The 14,489-nt window shown below is 67.2% G+C and carries 13 protein-coding genes; 6 read left to right on the forward strand and 7 right to left on the reverse strand.

The genetic code is table 11. The annotated features are described in order from the left end of the window. Positions 1-29: 29 nt before the first annotated feature. The gene (locus tag PWP93_RS09930) at positions 30-881 is read left to right on the forward strand and encodes a sulfite exporter TauE/SafE family protein (protein ID WP_421044366.1); all 852 of its coding nucleotides are present in this window, start codon (positions 30-32) and stop codon (positions 879-881) included. Between the two features lie 40 nt (positions 882-921). On the opposite strand, the gene PWP93_RS09935 is transcribed toward PWP93_RS09930, so the two are convergent. After that, a complete protein-coding gene (locus tag PWP93_RS09935) occupies positions 922-1,302 on the reverse strand; it encodes a DUF5594 family protein (RefSeq protein WP_421044367.1) in 381 nt (126 codons plus the stop codon). Between the two features lie 50 nt (positions 1,303-1,352). Further along, on the reverse strand, positions 1,353-2,246 hold the full coding sequence (gene rarD / locus PWP93_RS09940) for an EamA family transporter RarD (RefSeq protein ID WP_421044368.1): 894 nt from the start codon (positions 2,244-2,246) through the stop codon (positions 1,353-1,355). A 286-nt stretch (positions 2,247-2,532) separates the two neighbouring features. Here rarD and PWP93_RS09945 point away from each other — a divergent pair, with 286 nt between their 5' ends. Beyond that, on the forward strand, positions 2,533-3,321 hold the full coding sequence (locus PWP93_RS09945) for a sulfite exporter TauE/SafE family protein (RefSeq protein ID WP_035526674.1): 789 nt from the start codon (positions 2,533-2,535) through the stop codon (positions 3,319-3,321). Positions 3,322-3,351: 30 nt separating this feature from the next. Here PWP93_RS09945 and PWP93_RS09950 read toward each other — a convergent pair whose 3' ends face one another. Both PWP93_RS09950 and PWP93_RS09955 read right to left on the reverse strand, forming a co-directional pair. Next, entirely contained in the window at positions 3,352-3,612 is a 261-nt protein-coding gene (locus PWP93_RS09950) for a hypothetical protein (RefSeq protein ID WP_213297376.1), read from the reverse strand. A 233-nt stretch (positions 3,613-3,845) separates the two neighbouring features. Then, positions 3,846-4,211, reverse strand: coding sequence for a BON domain-containing protein (locus PWP93_RS09955; RefSeq protein WP_421023166.1), 366 nt, complete (start codon positions 4,209-4,211; stop codon positions 3,846-3,848). A 584-nt stretch (positions 4,212-4,795) separates the two neighbouring features. Between PWP93_RS09955 and PWP93_RS09960 the strand changes: the two genes are divergently transcribed. The 3 genes from PWP93_RS09960 to PWP93_RS09970 all read left to right on the forward strand — a co-directional run bounded on the left by PWP93_RS09960 (position 4,796) and on the right by PWP93_RS09970 (position 8,178). Next, positions 4,796-6,217 (forward strand): TAXI family TRAP transporter solute-binding subunit, encoded by a 1,422-nt coding sequence (locus PWP93_RS09960; protein WP_421044369.1) that lies wholly within the window; start codon positions 4,796-4,798, stop codon positions 6,215-6,217. A gap of 144 nt (positions 6,218-6,361) precedes the next feature. Then, complete coding sequence (locus tag PWP93_RS09965; RefSeq protein ID WP_421044370.1) at positions 6,362-7,015, forward strand: 2-hydroxychromene-2-carboxylate isomerase; 654 nt, start codon at positions 6,362-6,364, stop codon at positions 7,013-7,015. Between the two features lie 194 nt (positions 7,016-7,209). Then, positions 7,210-8,178 (forward strand): LysR family transcriptional regulator, encoded by a 969-nt coding sequence (locus PWP93_RS09970; RefSeq protein WP_421044371.1) that lies wholly within the window; start codon positions 7,210-7,212, stop codon positions 8,176-8,178. Between the two features lie 120 nt (positions 8,179-8,298). On the opposite strand, the gene xdhC is transcribed toward PWP93_RS09970, so the two are convergent. From xdhC to xdhA, 3 genes are read right to left on the reverse strand one after another with little or no spacing between them, the layout of a single operon-like run. Then, positions 8,299-8,907 carry a xanthine dehydrogenase accessory protein XdhC gene (xdhC, locus tag PWP93_RS09975; protein WP_421044372.1) on the reverse strand — a complete coding sequence of 203 codons (609 nt, stop codon included), beginning with the start codon at positions 8,905-8,907 and terminating at the stop codon, positions 8,299-8,301. A 38-nt stretch (positions 8,908-8,945) separates the two neighbouring features. Continuing rightward, positions 8,946-11,300: a xanthine dehydrogenase molybdopterin binding subunit gene (gene xdhB / locus PWP93_RS09980; protein WP_421044373.1), complete on the reverse strand. Its 2,355-nt coding sequence runs from the start codon at positions 11,298-11,300 to the stop codon at positions 8,946-8,948. Positions 11,301-11,337: 37 nt separating this feature from the next. After that, on the reverse strand, positions 11,338-12,906 hold the full coding sequence (gene xdhA / locus PWP93_RS09985; protein WP_421044374.1) for a xanthine dehydrogenase small subunit: 1,569 nt from the start codon (positions 12,904-12,906) through the stop codon (positions 11,338-11,340). A gap of 356 nt (positions 12,907-13,262) precedes the next feature. Here xdhA and PWP93_RS09990 point away from each other — a divergent pair, with 356 nt between their 5' ends. Next, positions 13,263-14,471: an MFS transporter gene (locus PWP93_RS09990; RefSeq protein WP_421044375.1), complete on the forward strand. Its 1,209-nt coding sequence runs from the start codon at positions 13,263-13,265 to the stop codon at positions 14,469-14,471. Positions 14,472-14,489 lie beyond the last annotated feature (18 nt).

Genomic DNA, 14,489 nt, shown 5'->3' on the forward strand with positions numbered 1-14,489 from the left:
ACCGCGACAGAAAAAGGAGATCACCGCCCATGGACGCCACCACGCTCGCAAGCGCCGCGCTCGGCTCGGTCGTCGGGCTCATCCTCGCGCTCACGGGTGCGGGCGGGGCCATCGTCGCCGTGCCGCTGCTCGTATTCGGCCTCGGGCTCGGCGTCGCGCAAGCCGCGCCGATTGGGCTCTTCGCGGTCGCGCTCGCGGCGGGCATCGGCGCCCTGCTGGCGCTGCGCGACGGCACGGTGCGCTACAAGGCCGCCGCGCTGATGGCCGTCGCCGGCGCGCTCATCTCGCCCGCCGGGCTGTGGGTCGCGCACCGCGTGCCAGACGCGCCGCTCATGCTCGTGTTCGCGCTCGTGATGATGCGCGTGGCGTGGCGCATGTTCCGCCAGCAGCGGGCTCAGGAAAACGGCGCAGCGCGCGCCCCGCAAGGCGAGCCCTGTCCGACCGACCTGCCCTGCCGGCTGAACCTCGAACGCGGCAAGCTCGACTGGACCGCGCCCTGCGCGCGGGCGCTCGCGCTCTCGGGCGCGATGGCCGGCTTTCTCTCGGGGCTGCTCGGCGTGGGCGGCGGCTTCGTGATCGTGCCCGCGCTCAAGCGCGCGTCGGACATTCCGATGCAGGGCATCGTGGCCACCTCGCTCGCGGTGATCGCGCTGGTCTCGACGGCGGGCGTGGCCGCGTCGGCGGCCAGCGGCAATATGCTCTGGCTAAACGCGCTGCCCTTCGCGGCGGGTGCGCTCGCCGGCATGCTGGGCGGACGCGGCTTCGCGCGGCACGTGAGCGGCGCGCGGCTGCAGCAGTCGTTCGCGGTGTTCGCGGGCTGCGTGGCGCTGGGCATGGCCGTGAAGGCCGTTCATGCGATCGCGCTTGCGGGCGCGATCTGAAATCTGAAACCGGCGTGAAAACCCGCGCACGCCTGCCGCATCACCCCTCGAAATCGAGCCCGCCCAGCAGCACTTCCGGCTCGCCTTGCGTGCGCGAGGCGAAGTCCAGCGGGCGCGCAGTCTCCCACGAGGCCAGCTTGCGCCTGAGCGCGTCCAGATAATGCGCGAAGCGCGCCTCGCCGCCAGGCCCCATGAGGCGCTCGACCTCATCGACGTCCCATGTGAGCGACACGTTCAACGCAAACCCATATGGATGCCGAAGCTCGCTCGGCGCGCCCAGGATGCGCACGCGCGTGGGATGCCCGCGCCCCTCGCCCGGCACGACCTCCACGCGCACCGAGGGGCCGAAATGGCTCGCGAGCGCGGCAGCGACACGCGGCGCGAATTCAACTTCGAAACGGTAAGCGGCTACGCTAGTCATGCGCGGGTGTCTCCCATTTTGGGTGTTTCAGGTGCGTTGCGCGTCCGGCGTCAGGCTGTCTCGCGAGCGCGCCGCATCGCGAGAAGCGTAGCGCGCAGCCCCTCGAACGAATAGAGCGCGAGCGCGACCCAGATCGCCGCGTAGCCGATCGCGCGCACCGAGCCGAACGGCTCGCCGTACACGAGCACCCCGGTGAGCAGCTGGAGCGTGGGCGTGACGTACTGGATCAGGCCGAGCATCGACAGCGCAATGCGCCGCGCCGCCGCCGCGAAGAGCAGCAGCGGCACGGCCGTGATCGGTCCGGCGGCGACCAGCAGCAGCTTGATCCCGAGCGACGCATGCCCGAAATGGCTCGCGCCGGCCATGCCGATGATCGTCAGGTAGACGATGGCGACCGGAAACAGCAGCACCGTCTCGAGCGCCAGCCCTTCGAGCGCGCCGAGCTGCGCGGTCTTGCGCAACAGGCCGTAACCGCCGAAGGTCAGCGCCAGCGCGAGACTGATCCACGGCGGCGCGCCGTTCTGCCAGGTGAGCCACGCCACGCCGAGCGCCGCGACCGCCACGGCGCACCACTGAACCGCCCGCAGCCGCTCGCGCAAAAACGCATAGCCGAACAGCACGTTGACGAGCGGATTGATGAAATAGCCGAGGCTAGCCTCGACGATATGCCCTGCGTTCACGGCCCAGATGTAGATGCCCCAGTTGGCCGAGAGCAGCACGGCGCTGGCGGCGAAGCGCGCGATGAGGCGCTTGTCGCTCAGCGCGGGCCGCAGCCATGCCCAGCGGTGCCGCACCAGCAGCACGAGGACGATGAACACGAGCGACCATGCCATGCGATGCGCGAGCATCTCGAGCGCGGGAATCTGGTGGAGCGTCTTGAAGTAGACGGGAAAGAGGCCCCAGATGGTGAAGGCGCACAGGGCGTAGGCGATGCCGGGATTCATGAGTGGATTTATCGTGGCGAGGCGTGGCGAGGCGGTGCAGGCAAGCGGCGATGTTATTCCGCGAATTTGGAAGGGGATTCAAACCAACCCCAGCGCCGATCCGCCGGTTTTGCGACAATAGCGGATTTTCGCCGCCAGCCTTTGCCGCTGTCCAGCCTGACGCGACGCCCAGTTTGGGTATGCGTGAGCGTTGCCGCGTCATCCGCGAGGCGTGAACCCGCGGCCCCGTCGGCCGGCGGCCCACTCTTTTCAACAGGAAAGCTGCGCGTTTTCGCGCGCGCCCGCGATGGTCCTACCTCATATCGATCCGCTCTATTCGCTCTCCGGCCTGCTGGTCGGGTTTCTGGTCGGCCTGACGGGCGTGGGCGGCGGCTCGCTGATGACACCGATCCTCGTGCTGCTGTTCCACGTGCATCCCGCCACTGCCGTGGGCACCGACCTGCTCTACGCGGCGGCGACGAAATCGGCGGGCACGCTCGTGCACGGGCTCAAGGGCTCGGTGGACTGGCGCGTGACGCTGCGCCTCGCGACGGGCAGCGTGCCGGCGGCCACCATCACGCTGATCCTGCTGCACCGCTACGGCATGGACACGCCGCGCGCCGGGCATCTGATCCAGTCGGTGCTGGGAGCGGCGCTGCTCATCACCGCGGTCGCGCTGATCTTCCGGCCGCAGCTCGCCGCGTTCGCCTCGCGCCACCGCCACGGGCCCAGCGAGGCGCGCACGCTGTTCTTCACGATCTTCACGGGCGCGGTGCTGGGCGTGCTGGTGTCGCTGACCTCGGTGGGCGCGGGCGCGATCGGCGTGACCGTGCTGCTGCTGCTCTATCCGACGCTGCCAACGCTGCGCATCGTCGGCTCCGACGTGGCGCACGCCGTGCCGCTCACGCTACTCGCGGGCGCGGGGCACTGGCTGCTCGGCTCCATCGACTGGTCGATGCTGCTCTCGCTGCTGTGCGGCTCGCTGCCTGGCATCGCGATCGGCAGCATGCTGTCCTCGCGCGCACCCGAAAAGCTGCTGCGCGGCCTGCTCGCCGCGACGCTCACGCTAGTGGGCGCGCGCCTCGTGCTCGCCTGACCGGCGCGGCAGCCGGAACAGCTGCGCCGCTCAAGCGTGCGGTGCGCTGCTGAAGAAGCGGCCGTTCAGATCGGTCTCGAACTGGCGCAGCCACTGGCCGCGCGCGTCGATGCGGTAGGCCTGCGCCCAGGCTCCGCGCCGCACGATCACGAGCTCGCTGTGCTCGGGATCGTCCGGATCAGTTTCTCCATGGACATCGAAGTGAATCGGAGCAAAGCCGTGCCGCGCGCACGCCAGCTCGAACGCCGCCCGGTCGACGAGCGGCAAATCGGTGTAGCTGTGAATAATCATGGCATTTCCCCGCGATGAGGCCGCGCGCGCCTCTGTAGAGTCCGCGCAACTACAACGTATACCCCCAATCGCAGGATTGCTGTGTGTCAGTCCACACAGGCGAGCGGGACATCGATGAACGGCGCCTTCCGCGTGACAATAAAACGGGCCCCGGCAACCTGCCGGGGCCCGTCCGCACGGATCGTGCCCGCGCTTTATCCGCATGCGCGGCCAAGCGCGGCTTACCGCGGGTATTACTGCTGCATGACCGTGAGCTTGTTCGACACCGACTTCACGCCGGCCACGCCCTGGGCGACCTCACCCGCCTTGTCGATCTGCGCCTGAGCGGGCACCGAGCCCGTGAGCACGACCGCACCGTTGTGCGAGCGCACAGTGATGTTCGCGACGTTGATGCCCTGGGTCTTCGAGAGCGCCTTGCGCACCGCGTAGCCGAGCTTGCGGTCGACCTTCTTGCTCGAGGTCGGGGCCGCTGCCGCCGGAGCCGCTGCCGTTGCGGCAGCCGCACCGCTCGCCGCCGAATTGTCCTGGGCGTACACGCTGCAGGCGACCGTCACGCAGGCTACTGCCGTCAGCGTCTTCAGAAAAGCGACCGATTTCATGTTTTCTCCTTGTTGCTTTCGCGTTGTTGCTTCGCTCGTTGCGAGGATAGACCGCCTTCCGGGGCGGGCGGACTGGCCGTCCGCCAGACCCGGTTCGGCGGCTTCGTTACGACACCCACGGGCAGCGGGCGAGCACGCGAAGCGCGCCCGGACACTGCCATGGTCCGGACACGCTGCTGCGAGAGGCAAGGATTGAGTGGCACGCGACGGCACATTGGACCGTTGCGACGGCAGTGGCGGCGCGCGGCGGCTGTTCCGGTCTGTTCTCGCCGGTGTGCCGGTAGCCCGCGCCTGCTTCGATTGCCTGATTACGCCAGATAGTTTGTTATGGGTTGCACGGCCTCGCGGCGCGTGCCGCATGGCGCAAGCGCCATGGCGACCCACAATTTAGCCTGGGTGAAGCGCGAGTGCAAAGAGTTTAGCGGCACGGGCCGCGGCGGACATGCCGTTGCAACGTCCAATCTCGGGTAACATCGGCTGGCATGGCGCTGGCGCGCATTCCGGCACGACACCGGACGCAACCCAGGACGCATCGCGCCGCGCAATTTTTTTCCTGAATTTCCCGAGGCCCCAGCCCTTCCCCAATGAAGTTCCCCACCGGCCGCAAACCTCCCACCCATCTCGTCGCGCGCTTCGTGGCGATTTCATGGCGCGATCTGGCGGTCTCGTTCGGCCCCATCCTGTTGATCAGCGCCGCCGCGATCTGGCTGGCCGTGCGCCTGATCCAGCCCGCCCCGCCCAGCACGCTCACACTGAGCGCGGGCCCCCAGGGCAGCACATTCTGGAACGCCGCCCAGAAGTACAAGACGATCCTCGCGCGCAACAACATCACCGTGAACGTGCTCGAATCGGAAGGTTCGGCGCAAAACCTCCAGCGTCTGTCCGACCCGGCCTCGCACGTGGACGTCGCATTCGTGCAGGACGGACTGGCGAGCACGCCGCCCGAGGGCCTGGCTTCGCTCGGCAGCGTGGCCTACGTGCCGCTCGCGGTGTTCTATCACGGGCCGCCCGTGCGGCTGCTCTCCGAGTTCGAAGGCGAGCGCATCGCCATCGGCGCCGAGGGCAGCGGCACGCGCGAGCTCGCGCTCAAGCTGCTCAAGGCCAACGGCATCGAGCCGGGCGGCAAGACCAAACTGCTGCCGCTCTCGGGCGACGACGCCGCGCGCGCGCTCGTCGAGGGCAAGATCGATGTCGCCTTTCTCGCGGGCGACTCCGCGCAGCCGCCGGTCATGGGGCGCCTGATGCGCATGCCGGGCGTGCGCTTCTTCGACTTCGCCCAGGCCGACGCCTACGCGCGGCGCTTCCCGTACCTCACGGCCATCACGATCCCGATGGGCGCGTTCGATTTCGGCCGCAACCTGCCCGCCGCGCCACTGCATTTCATCGCGCCGACGGCCGAGCTGGTCGCGCGCGATTCACTCCATCCGGCGCTCTCCGACCTCCTGATCGAAGCGGCCAAGCAGGTGCACGGCAAATCGTCCCTGTTGCAGCGCGCGGGCGAATTCCCCGCGCCGCGCGCGCAGGACTTCCCGATCAGCGACGACGCCGCGCGCTACTACAAGTCGGGCAAGAGCTTCCTGTACCGCGTGCTGCCCTTCTGGCTCGCGAGCCTCGCCGACCGCCTGATCGTGGTGCTCGTGCCGATCATCGTGGTGCTGATCCCTGGCTTGCGGCTCGTGCCGAGCCTTTACGCGTGGCGGGTAAAATCGCGCATCTACCGCTGGTACGGCTCGCTCATCGCGCTCGAGCGCGCCGCGAACACCGACAACTCGCCCGCCGAGCGGCGCGCGCTCACGCGCCAGCTCGACAAGATCGAGGAGTCCGTGAATGGCATGAAGATGCCGCTCGCCTACGCGGGCCAGTTCTACGTGCTGCGCGAACATATCGGCTTCGTGCGCGAGCGGCTGCTGGCCGTGCGCGAGCGGCTGTCGGCCATGGACGATGAAATGGGCGATGAAAGCGGCAGCCACAGCAGCGGCCACAGCGGCGATGGCGTCCGGACGTGACCCACGCGCCGGCGCGCAAGACCGGCGCGTCTGCGCGGCGAAAAAAAGCAGCACGCAGCAGCCAATTCGATCGATACTCGCGATCACTACTCGAAAAGCGGGCCGCCGACGCGGCCCACAAGAAGCTCATATCGGAGGAACAGCATGATCAGCGGCATCGACGCCAACCGGCCAGCCTGGTTCTACGACTTCGTGTCGCCGTTCTCGTATCTGCTGCTGGAGCAATACGACAAATGGCCGGGCTTCGACTTCGCGCCCACGCCGGTGCTGCTAAGCGACCTGTACCGCCACTGGGGCACGCCGTACGGCTCGACGATTCCGGCCAAGCGCGTGTTCACCTACCGGCACGCGTTGTTTCGCGCGGAGCAGCTCGGCATTCCGTTCAAGATGCCGCCCGCGCATCCGTTCGACTCGGTCAAGCCGATGCTGCTCGCCATCGCCGCCGGCGGCGAGTTCGCGTGCGTGCGCGAGATCTTCCGCTTCATCTGGCGCGAGGGGCGCGACCCGTCGAGCGACGAGGGCTTCGAGCAACTGTGCGAACGCGTGGGCATCGCGCACGGCGAAGCGATGATCGAGCAGGAATCGGTGCGCGCGCAACTACGCCGCAACACCAACGACGCGATTTCGCTGGGCGTGTTCGGCGTGCCTACCTTCTGGATGAACAAGCAGCTCTTCTGGGGCGAGGACACGCTGCCGATGGTGCTCTACTGCGCGCGCACGCCGAACTGGCTCGACTCGCGCGAGGTGAAGCGCATCAGTTCGCTGCCTTCGGGGCTCACGAAGCAGGACAAGGCGTAAGGCGGGTGTAGCGCGGATGCAGCGCACCGCGCTCGGTCACCCAGGCGGCACGGCGCGCGCGCCTGCCCTGCTGATGCCGGTCATACCAGGCGCCCTATGGCGGCTGCGCACTCAGCGGAATATCGTTATATGTCGAGCCGCGCGCACGAAGTGCACCAAAACGCGCGGCACCTCCCCCGAGCATACGCATCGCCATGGACGACACTGCCCTTTCTCTCGACATCTGGCTCGTGCGCGTGCTGCGCACGCTGCTGATCGAGCGCAGCGTCACGCAGGCCGCGCTACGGCTGAATCAAACCCAGCCGGCAATCAGCACGGCGCTGCGGCGGCTGCGCGAAATTCTCGGCGACCCCATCCTCGTGCGCGGCAAGGCGGGCATGGTGCCGACCGAATACGGCGAGTCGCTGCTGCAACACGCGCAACGCGTGCTGCGCGACGTCGACTTCGTGGCCACGCCCCACGGCGACTTCGACCCGGAGCGCTCCAAACGCATCTTCCGCGTGGCCGCGCCCGACTACCTCAACGACTTCTTCATGCCGACGCTGATCGCCTGCTTTCGCGAAGCAGCGCCTTCGGCGCGTCTGGAGATCATCTCGCTGTCGCCTTCGCTCGATCATCACGCGGCGCTGGAGGCGGGCGAGATCGACATCGTGATCGGCAACTGGCCCAAGCCCGACCCGCACTTCTCGCGCAGCGACCTGTTCACCGACAAGATCGTCTGCATGATGCGCGCCGACCATCCGCTCGCGCGCGCGCCGCTCACACGCGACGCGTATCTCGCTGCGGCGCATCTGGCGCCCACGCCCTATACCGGCGCGAACGCGAGCCCCGTCGACCTGGGCTTCGCGAAGGCCGGCGCGCACCGGCGCATCGTCGCGACGCTGCCCTACTTCGGGCTCGCGCCCCAGGTGCTGCTGCAATCGGATCTGATCTTCACGACCACGCGCCGCTTCGCGACGCATTACGCCCGGCTTTTGCCGATCGCGGTGGTCGAGCCGCCGTTGGCGTTTCCGCGCATTCGCTGCTATCAGCTGTGGCATCCGCAACCGGACCGGCCGAGCGATATCGACTGGCTGCGCGGGTTGATCGAGAAGGTGTCGGCGACGCTCACCGAGCCGGTGAGGAAGGCGAAGGCGAAGCCGCGCAAGGCGGATGCCAGCTAAGTCCAGACAAAAAAACACCCCAACCGCAGGATAAGGTCCAGCGTTTGGGGCGCAACTCACGGCAGAAATGAAATTTTTTCGTCCACCTGCCCATGCCCGGGTTCAGGTGGACGCTCGACCTCACACTCGCGCGAACCTGGCCGCGCTCGCGGCCTCGCCCGCAGCGGCGAGCGGCATGCGCATCTGCATCAGCTGCGCAGCCACCGCAATCGCAATCGACGAAGGCGCCTTGTCGACGATGCCCGGCACGCCGATCGGGCAAGTCATCTCGCCCATGCGCTCCGCCGCCACGCCGCGATCGATCAGGCGGCGCTCGAACTTCACCCGCTTGGTCTTCGAGCCGATCAGCCCGAACCACGCGAAGTCGCCGCGCTCCATGATGCGCAACGACAGATCGAAATCGAGCGCGTGATTGTGCGTCATCACGATGAAGTACGCGCCCGGCGGCGCTTCGTCGACGATTGCGGCCGGCGAGTCGGTCGCCTCGACTTGCACGTTGGCCGGCACTTCGTCGGGAAAGAGCTCGTCGCGCTCGTCCACCCACTGCACCACGCACGGCAGCATGCCGAGCAGCGTGACCAGTGCATGGCCCACATGCCCCGCGCCGAACAGCACGATGTGCATCGGCCCATAGTGGGGCACCGGCGTGCCGCGCCGACCGATCACGACGCGCCCCGCGGCATCGATCCGTTCACAGTGGTTCGCGCTTTTATTCGCACTGCTGCTCATCTGACGAGACTCCTTCAAAGCATCACGCTAGTTCACACTCAGCCGCGTGCCATCGTCCGCACCGCGCGCACGCCCTTCAAGATTTCCTCGGCGGTCGCGGGTGCATTCATCGGCGGATTGAAGCGGTGGTCGGCCACGCTCGCCACGGCGTCGCGAATCGCGAAGAACACCGAGAACGGCAGCAAGAGCGGCGGCTCGCCCACGGCCTTCGAGCGATGAATGCTGTTCTCGACGTTGCGGTTCTTGAACAGCTTCACGTTGAACTCGACAGGCGTGTCGTTCACGGTCGGGATCTTGTAGGTAGACGGCGCGTGCGTCATGAGCTTGCCGTCCGGCTTCCACCACAGTTCCTCGGTCGTGAGCCAGCCCATGCCCTGAATGAAGCCGCCTTCCACCTGCCCCACGTCGAGCGCGGGGTTGATCGAGTCGCCCGCGTCGTACAGCGCGTCGGCGCGCAGCACGCGCATTTCGCCCGTGAGCGTGTCGATCACGACTTCGGAAACCGCCGCGCCATACGCGTAATAGTAGAACGGGCGGCCTTGCAGCGTCTTCTGGTCCCAATACAGCTTGGGCGTTGCGTAGAAGCCGTCTGACCACAATTGCACGCGCGCGAAATAAGCCTTCGAAACAAGCGTCTCGAACGGCACGATCTCGTCGCCGACAATCACGGTGTCGTTGGCGAAGCGCACCTCGGCGGCGCTCACGCGGCCCTCGCCCCACGTGGCGGCCGCGAGCGTGGCCAGCCGCTCGCGCAGCTGGCGCGCGGCGTCCTGCGCGGCCTTGCCGTTCAGGTCGGTGCCCGTCGATGCGGCAGTGGCCGAGGTGTTGGCCACCTTGCTCGTGTCGGTGGCGCTCACGCGCACGCGGCCGAACTCGATGCCAAGCTCGTGCGCCACCACCTGCGCGACCTTGGTGTTCAGGCCCTGGCCCATTTCCGTGCCGCCGTGATTCACGAGCACGGAACCGTCGGTGTAGATATGGACGAGCGCGCCCGCCTGGTTGAAGTGCGTGACGTTGAACGCGATGCCGAACTTCACCGGCGTGAGCGCGATGCCCTTCTTCAGCACCTCGTTGTTCGCGTTGAATTCGCGGATCGCCGCGCGGCGCGCGTGATAGCCGCTCGTTTCCACGAGTTCGTCGATGAGCTCGTGAATCACGTTGTCATCGATCGTCTGGCCGTACGGCGTCAGGTTCTTGTCCGTCTTGCCGTAGAGATTGCGCTTGCGCACCTCGAGCGAGTCGAGGCCGAGCGAGCGCGCGACGTCGTCGATGATGTACTCGATCGCGAACGCGCCCTGCGGGCCGCCGAAGCCGCGGAACGCGGTGTTCGACTGCGTATTGGTCTTGCCGCAGTAGCCGGCGATGGAGACGTCGGGCAGCCAGTAGGTGTTGTCGAAGTGGCAGACGGCGCGCGTCATCACCGGGCCGGACAGGTCGGCCGAGAAGCCGCAGCGCGAGGTCATGTCGACCGAAATGCCGTCGATCGTGCCCTCGTCGTCGTAGCCTACTTCATACGTATAGTGGAAGTCGTGGCGCTTGCCCGTGATCATCATGTCGTCGTCGCGGTCCGGACGCAGCTTCACGGGGCACAGCAGCTTCCACGCGGCAAGCGCCGCGCAGCACGCAAAAATGCCCGACTGCGATTCCTTGCCGCCGAAGCCGCCGCCCATGCGCCGGCATTCCACCAGCACATTGTGCGAGTGCACGCCCAGCACGTGCGCGACCAGATGCTGCATCTCGCTCGGGTGCTGCGTCGAGCACCAGACGTGCATGCCGTCGTCGTCCTTCGGCACTGCGTAGGCAATCTGGCCTTCCAGATAGAACTGCTCCTGGCCGCCCAGCAGCATTTCGCCTTCGTGGCGATGCGCGGCGCGTGCAGCGCGCGTGGCGGCATCGCCGCGTGCCAGCTTCATCGGCGGCAGCACGTATTGCTCGGCGGCGCGCGCCTGCTGCGCGGTGAGCACGGCAGGCAATTCTTCGTATTTCACTTCGGCGCGGCGCGCGGCCTGGCGCGCGATGTCGTGCGAGGTCGCCACCACGATGAACATCGGCTGGCCCACGTACTGCACTACGCCATCGGCCAGAATCGGATCGTCGTGGATGATCGGGCCGCAGTCGTTCACGCCCGGAATGTCGCCGGCGGTGAGCACGGCCACCACGCCCGGCGTCGCGCGCACCTTGGCGAGATCCATCGAGACGATGCGCGCATGCGCCTTCTGCGAGAGGCCAAGCGCCGCGTGCAGCGTGCCCGCCACGAGCGGAATGTCGTCGGTGTAGGTCGCGCGCCCGCTCACGTGCAGGTGCGCCGATTCGTGCGCACGCGAGACGTGCACCTGCGCGAAATCTTCAAGCGCCTTCGCTTCTTCCAGGAACGGTTCGGCTTGCTGGTTCATTGTTTCGATCTCCGTATGTTGTCCGTTTCCTGGGGGGTCAAGCAGCGCTTTGTGCACATTCGGCCGCGACGGCGCGCACGTTGAGTGCTTGCGGCGCGAGCGGATTGTTCGGGCGCGTTTCGAGCCAGAAGCGATACAGCGTGTTCTTCGCGGCTTCGAGGCGGTAGTCGCTCGTCGCGCGCATGTCGGAGAGCGGGGCGTAGTCGTTGGCGAGCGCGATCATCGCGGCCTGCGCGGTGGCTTCGTGCCATTGAGCGTCGGCGAGCACGCCTTCGGCGTGGGTCGCACGCTTGGGCGTCGCGGCCATGCCGCCGAACGCGATGCGCGGCTCACGGATCGTGTCGCCGTCGGCGATGAAAGCGTACGCGGCGCACACGGCCGAAATGTCGGAGTCGAAGCGCTTCGAGATCTTATAGGTGCGGAACTGCAGGTTCGCACGTGCGCCGGTGCGGGTCGGCACTTTCAGCGCGAGCACGAACTCGTGCTCGGCCATGTCCTTCTTCTGATAAGCGAGGTACAGGTCTTCGAGCGGCATCTCGCGCACCGTGTCGCCGCCGCGCAGCACCACGCGTGCGCCCAGCGCGATCAGGCCCGGCATCGAGTCGCCGATCGGCGAGCCGTTCGCGACGTTGCCGCCGATCGTGCCCGCGTTGCGGATCGGCAGCGAAGCAAAGCGCTGCCACATCTCTTCGAGCTCGGGATAGTGCTTCGCGAGTTCGGCATAGCCGCGCTCGACGGTGACGCCCGCGCCGATCTCGATCCACGCGTCGCTCACCTCGATCTGGCGCATCGCCTCGACCTGGCCCACGTAGACGATGTCACCGAGTTCGCGCATCTGCTTGGTGACCCACAGGCCGATGTCGGTGCTGCCCGCGAGAATGCGCGCGTTGGGGCGCGCGGCCTTGATCGCGGCGAACGCGTCGACGGTGCGCGGCGCGTCGTATTGCTGGCCGTCGTGCTCGTAGTGGAAGGTCTCGCCGCGCTCGAGCGTGGCGAGCGTCTGTGCGAGCGCCTTCACGTCGATGGGCGCCTTGGGCGCGTCAGCCTTGAACATCTGCTCGGCGGCGTCGAGGATCGGACGATAGCCGGTGCAGCGGCACAGATTGCCGGTCAGCGCGTTGGCGATCTCGTCGCGCGAGGGCACGCTGCATGCGGCCTTGCGGGGACAGCCGTGGCCGGCCTGGGCGCCTTGAGTACCCTGCGCGGCGTGCTCATGGCCATGCTTTTCGTAGAGCGCCCACATCGACATGACGAAACCCGGCGTGCAGAAGCCGCATTGCGAGCCATGGCAATCCACCATCGCCTGCTGCACGGGGTGCAGCGAGCCGTCGGGCTGGCGCAGGTCTTCGACGGTGAAGAGCGCCTTGCCGTCGAGCGTCGGCAGGAACTGGATACAGGCATTGACGGCCTTGAAGCTCACGCCGCCTTCGGCCGTGCGCTCGCCGACGACGACCGTGCACGCGCCGCAGTCGCCTTCCGCACAGCCCTCCTTGGTGCCGGTGCAGTGCGCGTCTTCGCGCAGGTACTGGAGAACAGTACGGGTGACGTCCGCGTCGCTGACTTCACGGATCGCGTTACGGTGATAAAAGCGGATCGGCTGACTCATGGTTTTTCGTCTCGTCGTGTTCTGCGGCTCGCAGGACGCCCCGAATGGAGGTGTGTGCGCCGCGCTTCTGTGGACGGTACGAAAATTAACACTGCCAATATCGCGAACCCATAGGCAGAGGTACATGTGGGTTATATCGTTATCGCGATGAATCGTCGGGCCGGGCGCGGGCTGTGCTTATATGTCTGGAGGGTGGCCGAAACGCGCTATTTTTCGTGAAATTCGTGCGAATCGGCCAGAAAGCGGTGGAAAAATGCCCGGCGTCGCCCCGCTGAACGCTTTCGCGTCACCAGCAAAAGAACCGGTTCCATGGGACAATCTCGCCTTTCCCGCCGTTATCCATCCGTATTTCCCCCATGTCCGCCGAGTCAGCGCCCCAGCGCAATGCCGCATCGACGACCTTGCAGATCATTCCGGTCGTCTTTTTCACCTTCCTCTGCTATCTGACCATCGGCATTCCGCTCGCGGTCCTGCCGGGCTACGTGCACAACGACCTCGGCTTCAGCACGATCGTGGCCGGCGGCGCAATCAGCGTGCAGTACATCGCGACGCTCTGCTCGCGGGCGCTGGCCGGGCGCTCGGCCGATACGCTCGGCCCCAAGAAGACGGTCACCATCGGCATGATCCTCTGCGGCGCGAGCGGCATGCTGCTGCTGCTCGCCACGCTCGTCGCGCACTGGCCAGCGCTCTCGCTCGCGCTGCTCGTGACGAGCCGGCTGGTGCTCGGCTGCGGCGAGAGTCTCGTCGGCACCGGCGCGATTCTCTGGGGCATTGGCCGCGTGGGCACCGCGAACAACGCGCGCGTGATCTCGTGGAACGGCATCGCCACCTACGGCGCGCTGGCGCTCGGCGCGCCGCTCGGCGTGGAAATGGCGCATTTCCTCGGCTTCTGGTCGCTGGGCGTTTCGGTGATCGCGCTGGCCGCGCTCGGCTTCTGGCTCGCGCGCCCGATGGCGCCGGTGCCGATCGTGCATGGCGAGCGCATGCCTTATCGCAGCGTGCTCACGCGCGTGCTGCCGCATGGCCTCGGCCTTGCGCTAGGCTCGGCGGGCTTCGGTTCGATCGCCACCTTCATCACGCTGTTCTACGCGGCTCGCCACTGGCCCAACGCGGCCTTCGCGCTCACGCTGTTCGGCCTCATGTTCATTGGCGCGCGCCTGTTGTTTTCGAACACGATCAAGACCTTCGGCGGCTTTCGCGTAGCCATCGCCTCGTTCTCGTGCGAATGCGCGGGGCTGGTGCTGCTGTGGCTCGCGCCCACGCCCACGGTCGCGCTGATGGGCGCGGCGCTCACGGGCTTCGGTTTCGCGCTGGTGTTCCCGGCGCTGGGCGTGGAGGCGGTCAGTCTCGTGCCGGCCGCTAGCCGTGGCGCGGCATTGTCGGCGTATTCGGTGTTTCTCGACCTCTCGCTCGGCATCACCGGGCCGCTCGCGGGCTATGTGGCCAATCTGTTCGGCTACGGGTCGGTGTATCTGTTCGCGGCCATCGCGGCTGCCGCGGGCGTAGCGCTTTCCGTCTCGCTGCATCGCAAGAGCGTGCGCGGCACCGCATCGCAAGCGGAATAACGGCTCGAAACAAGAAAC

Origin of the sequence: Paraburkholderia sp. A1RI-2L (genome assembly GCF_048957375.1) — a bacterium.
Classification (GTDB): Bacteria; Pseudomonadota; Gammaproteobacteria; order Burkholderiales; family Burkholderiaceae; genus Paraburkholderia.

Bases quoted from the DNA above. Each gene is read 5' to 3' on its own strand.
- PWP93_RS09930 (WP_421044366.1), top strand. From the start codon at position 30: ATGGACGCCACCACGCTCGCAAGCGCCGCGCTCGGCTCGGTCGTCGGG.
- PWP93_RS09935 (WP_421044367.1), bottom strand. From the start codon at position 1,302: ATGACTAGCGTAGCCGCTTACCGTTTCGAAGTTGAATTCGCGCCGCGT.
- rarD (WP_421044368.1), bottom strand. From the start codon at position 2,246: ATGAATCCCGGCATCGCCTACGCCCTGTGCGCCTTCACCATCTGGGGC.
- PWP93_RS09945 (WP_035526674.1), top strand. From the start codon at position 2,533: ATGGTCCTACCTCATATCGATCCGCTCTATTCGCTCTCCGGCCTGCTG.
- PWP93_RS09950 (WP_213297376.1), bottom strand. From the start codon at position 3,612: ATGATTATTCACAGCTACACCGATTTGCCGCTCGTCGACCGGGCGGCG.
- PWP93_RS09955 (WP_421023166.1), bottom strand. From the start codon at position 4,211: ATGAAATCGGTCGCTTTTCTGAAGACGCTGACGGCAGTAGCCTGCGTG.
- PWP93_RS09960 (WP_421044369.1), top strand. From the start codon at position 4,796: ATGAAGTTCCCCACCGGCCGCAAACCTCCCACCCATCTCGTCGCGCGC.
- PWP93_RS09965 (WP_421044370.1), top strand. From the start codon at position 6,362: ATGATCAGCGGCATCGACGCCAACCGGCCAGCCTGGTTCTACGACTTC.
- PWP93_RS09970 (WP_421044371.1), top strand. From the start codon at position 7,210: ATGGACGACACTGCCCTTTCTCTCGACATCTGGCTCGTGCGCGTGCTG.
- xdhC (WP_421044372.1), bottom strand. From the start codon at position 8,907: ATGAGCAGCAGTGCGAATAAAAGCGCGAACCACTGTGAACGGATCGAT.
- xdhB (WP_421044373.1), bottom strand. From the start codon at position 11,300: ATGAACCAGCAAGCCGAACCGTTCCTGGAAGAAGCGAAGGCGCTTGAA.
- xdhA (WP_421044374.1), bottom strand. From the start codon at position 12,906: ATGAGTCAGCCGATCCGCTTTTATCACCGTAACGCGATCCGTGAAGTC.
- PWP93_RS09990 (WP_421044375.1), top strand. From the start codon at position 13,263: ATGTCCGCCGAGTCAGCGCCCCAGCGCAATGCCGCATCGACGACCTTG.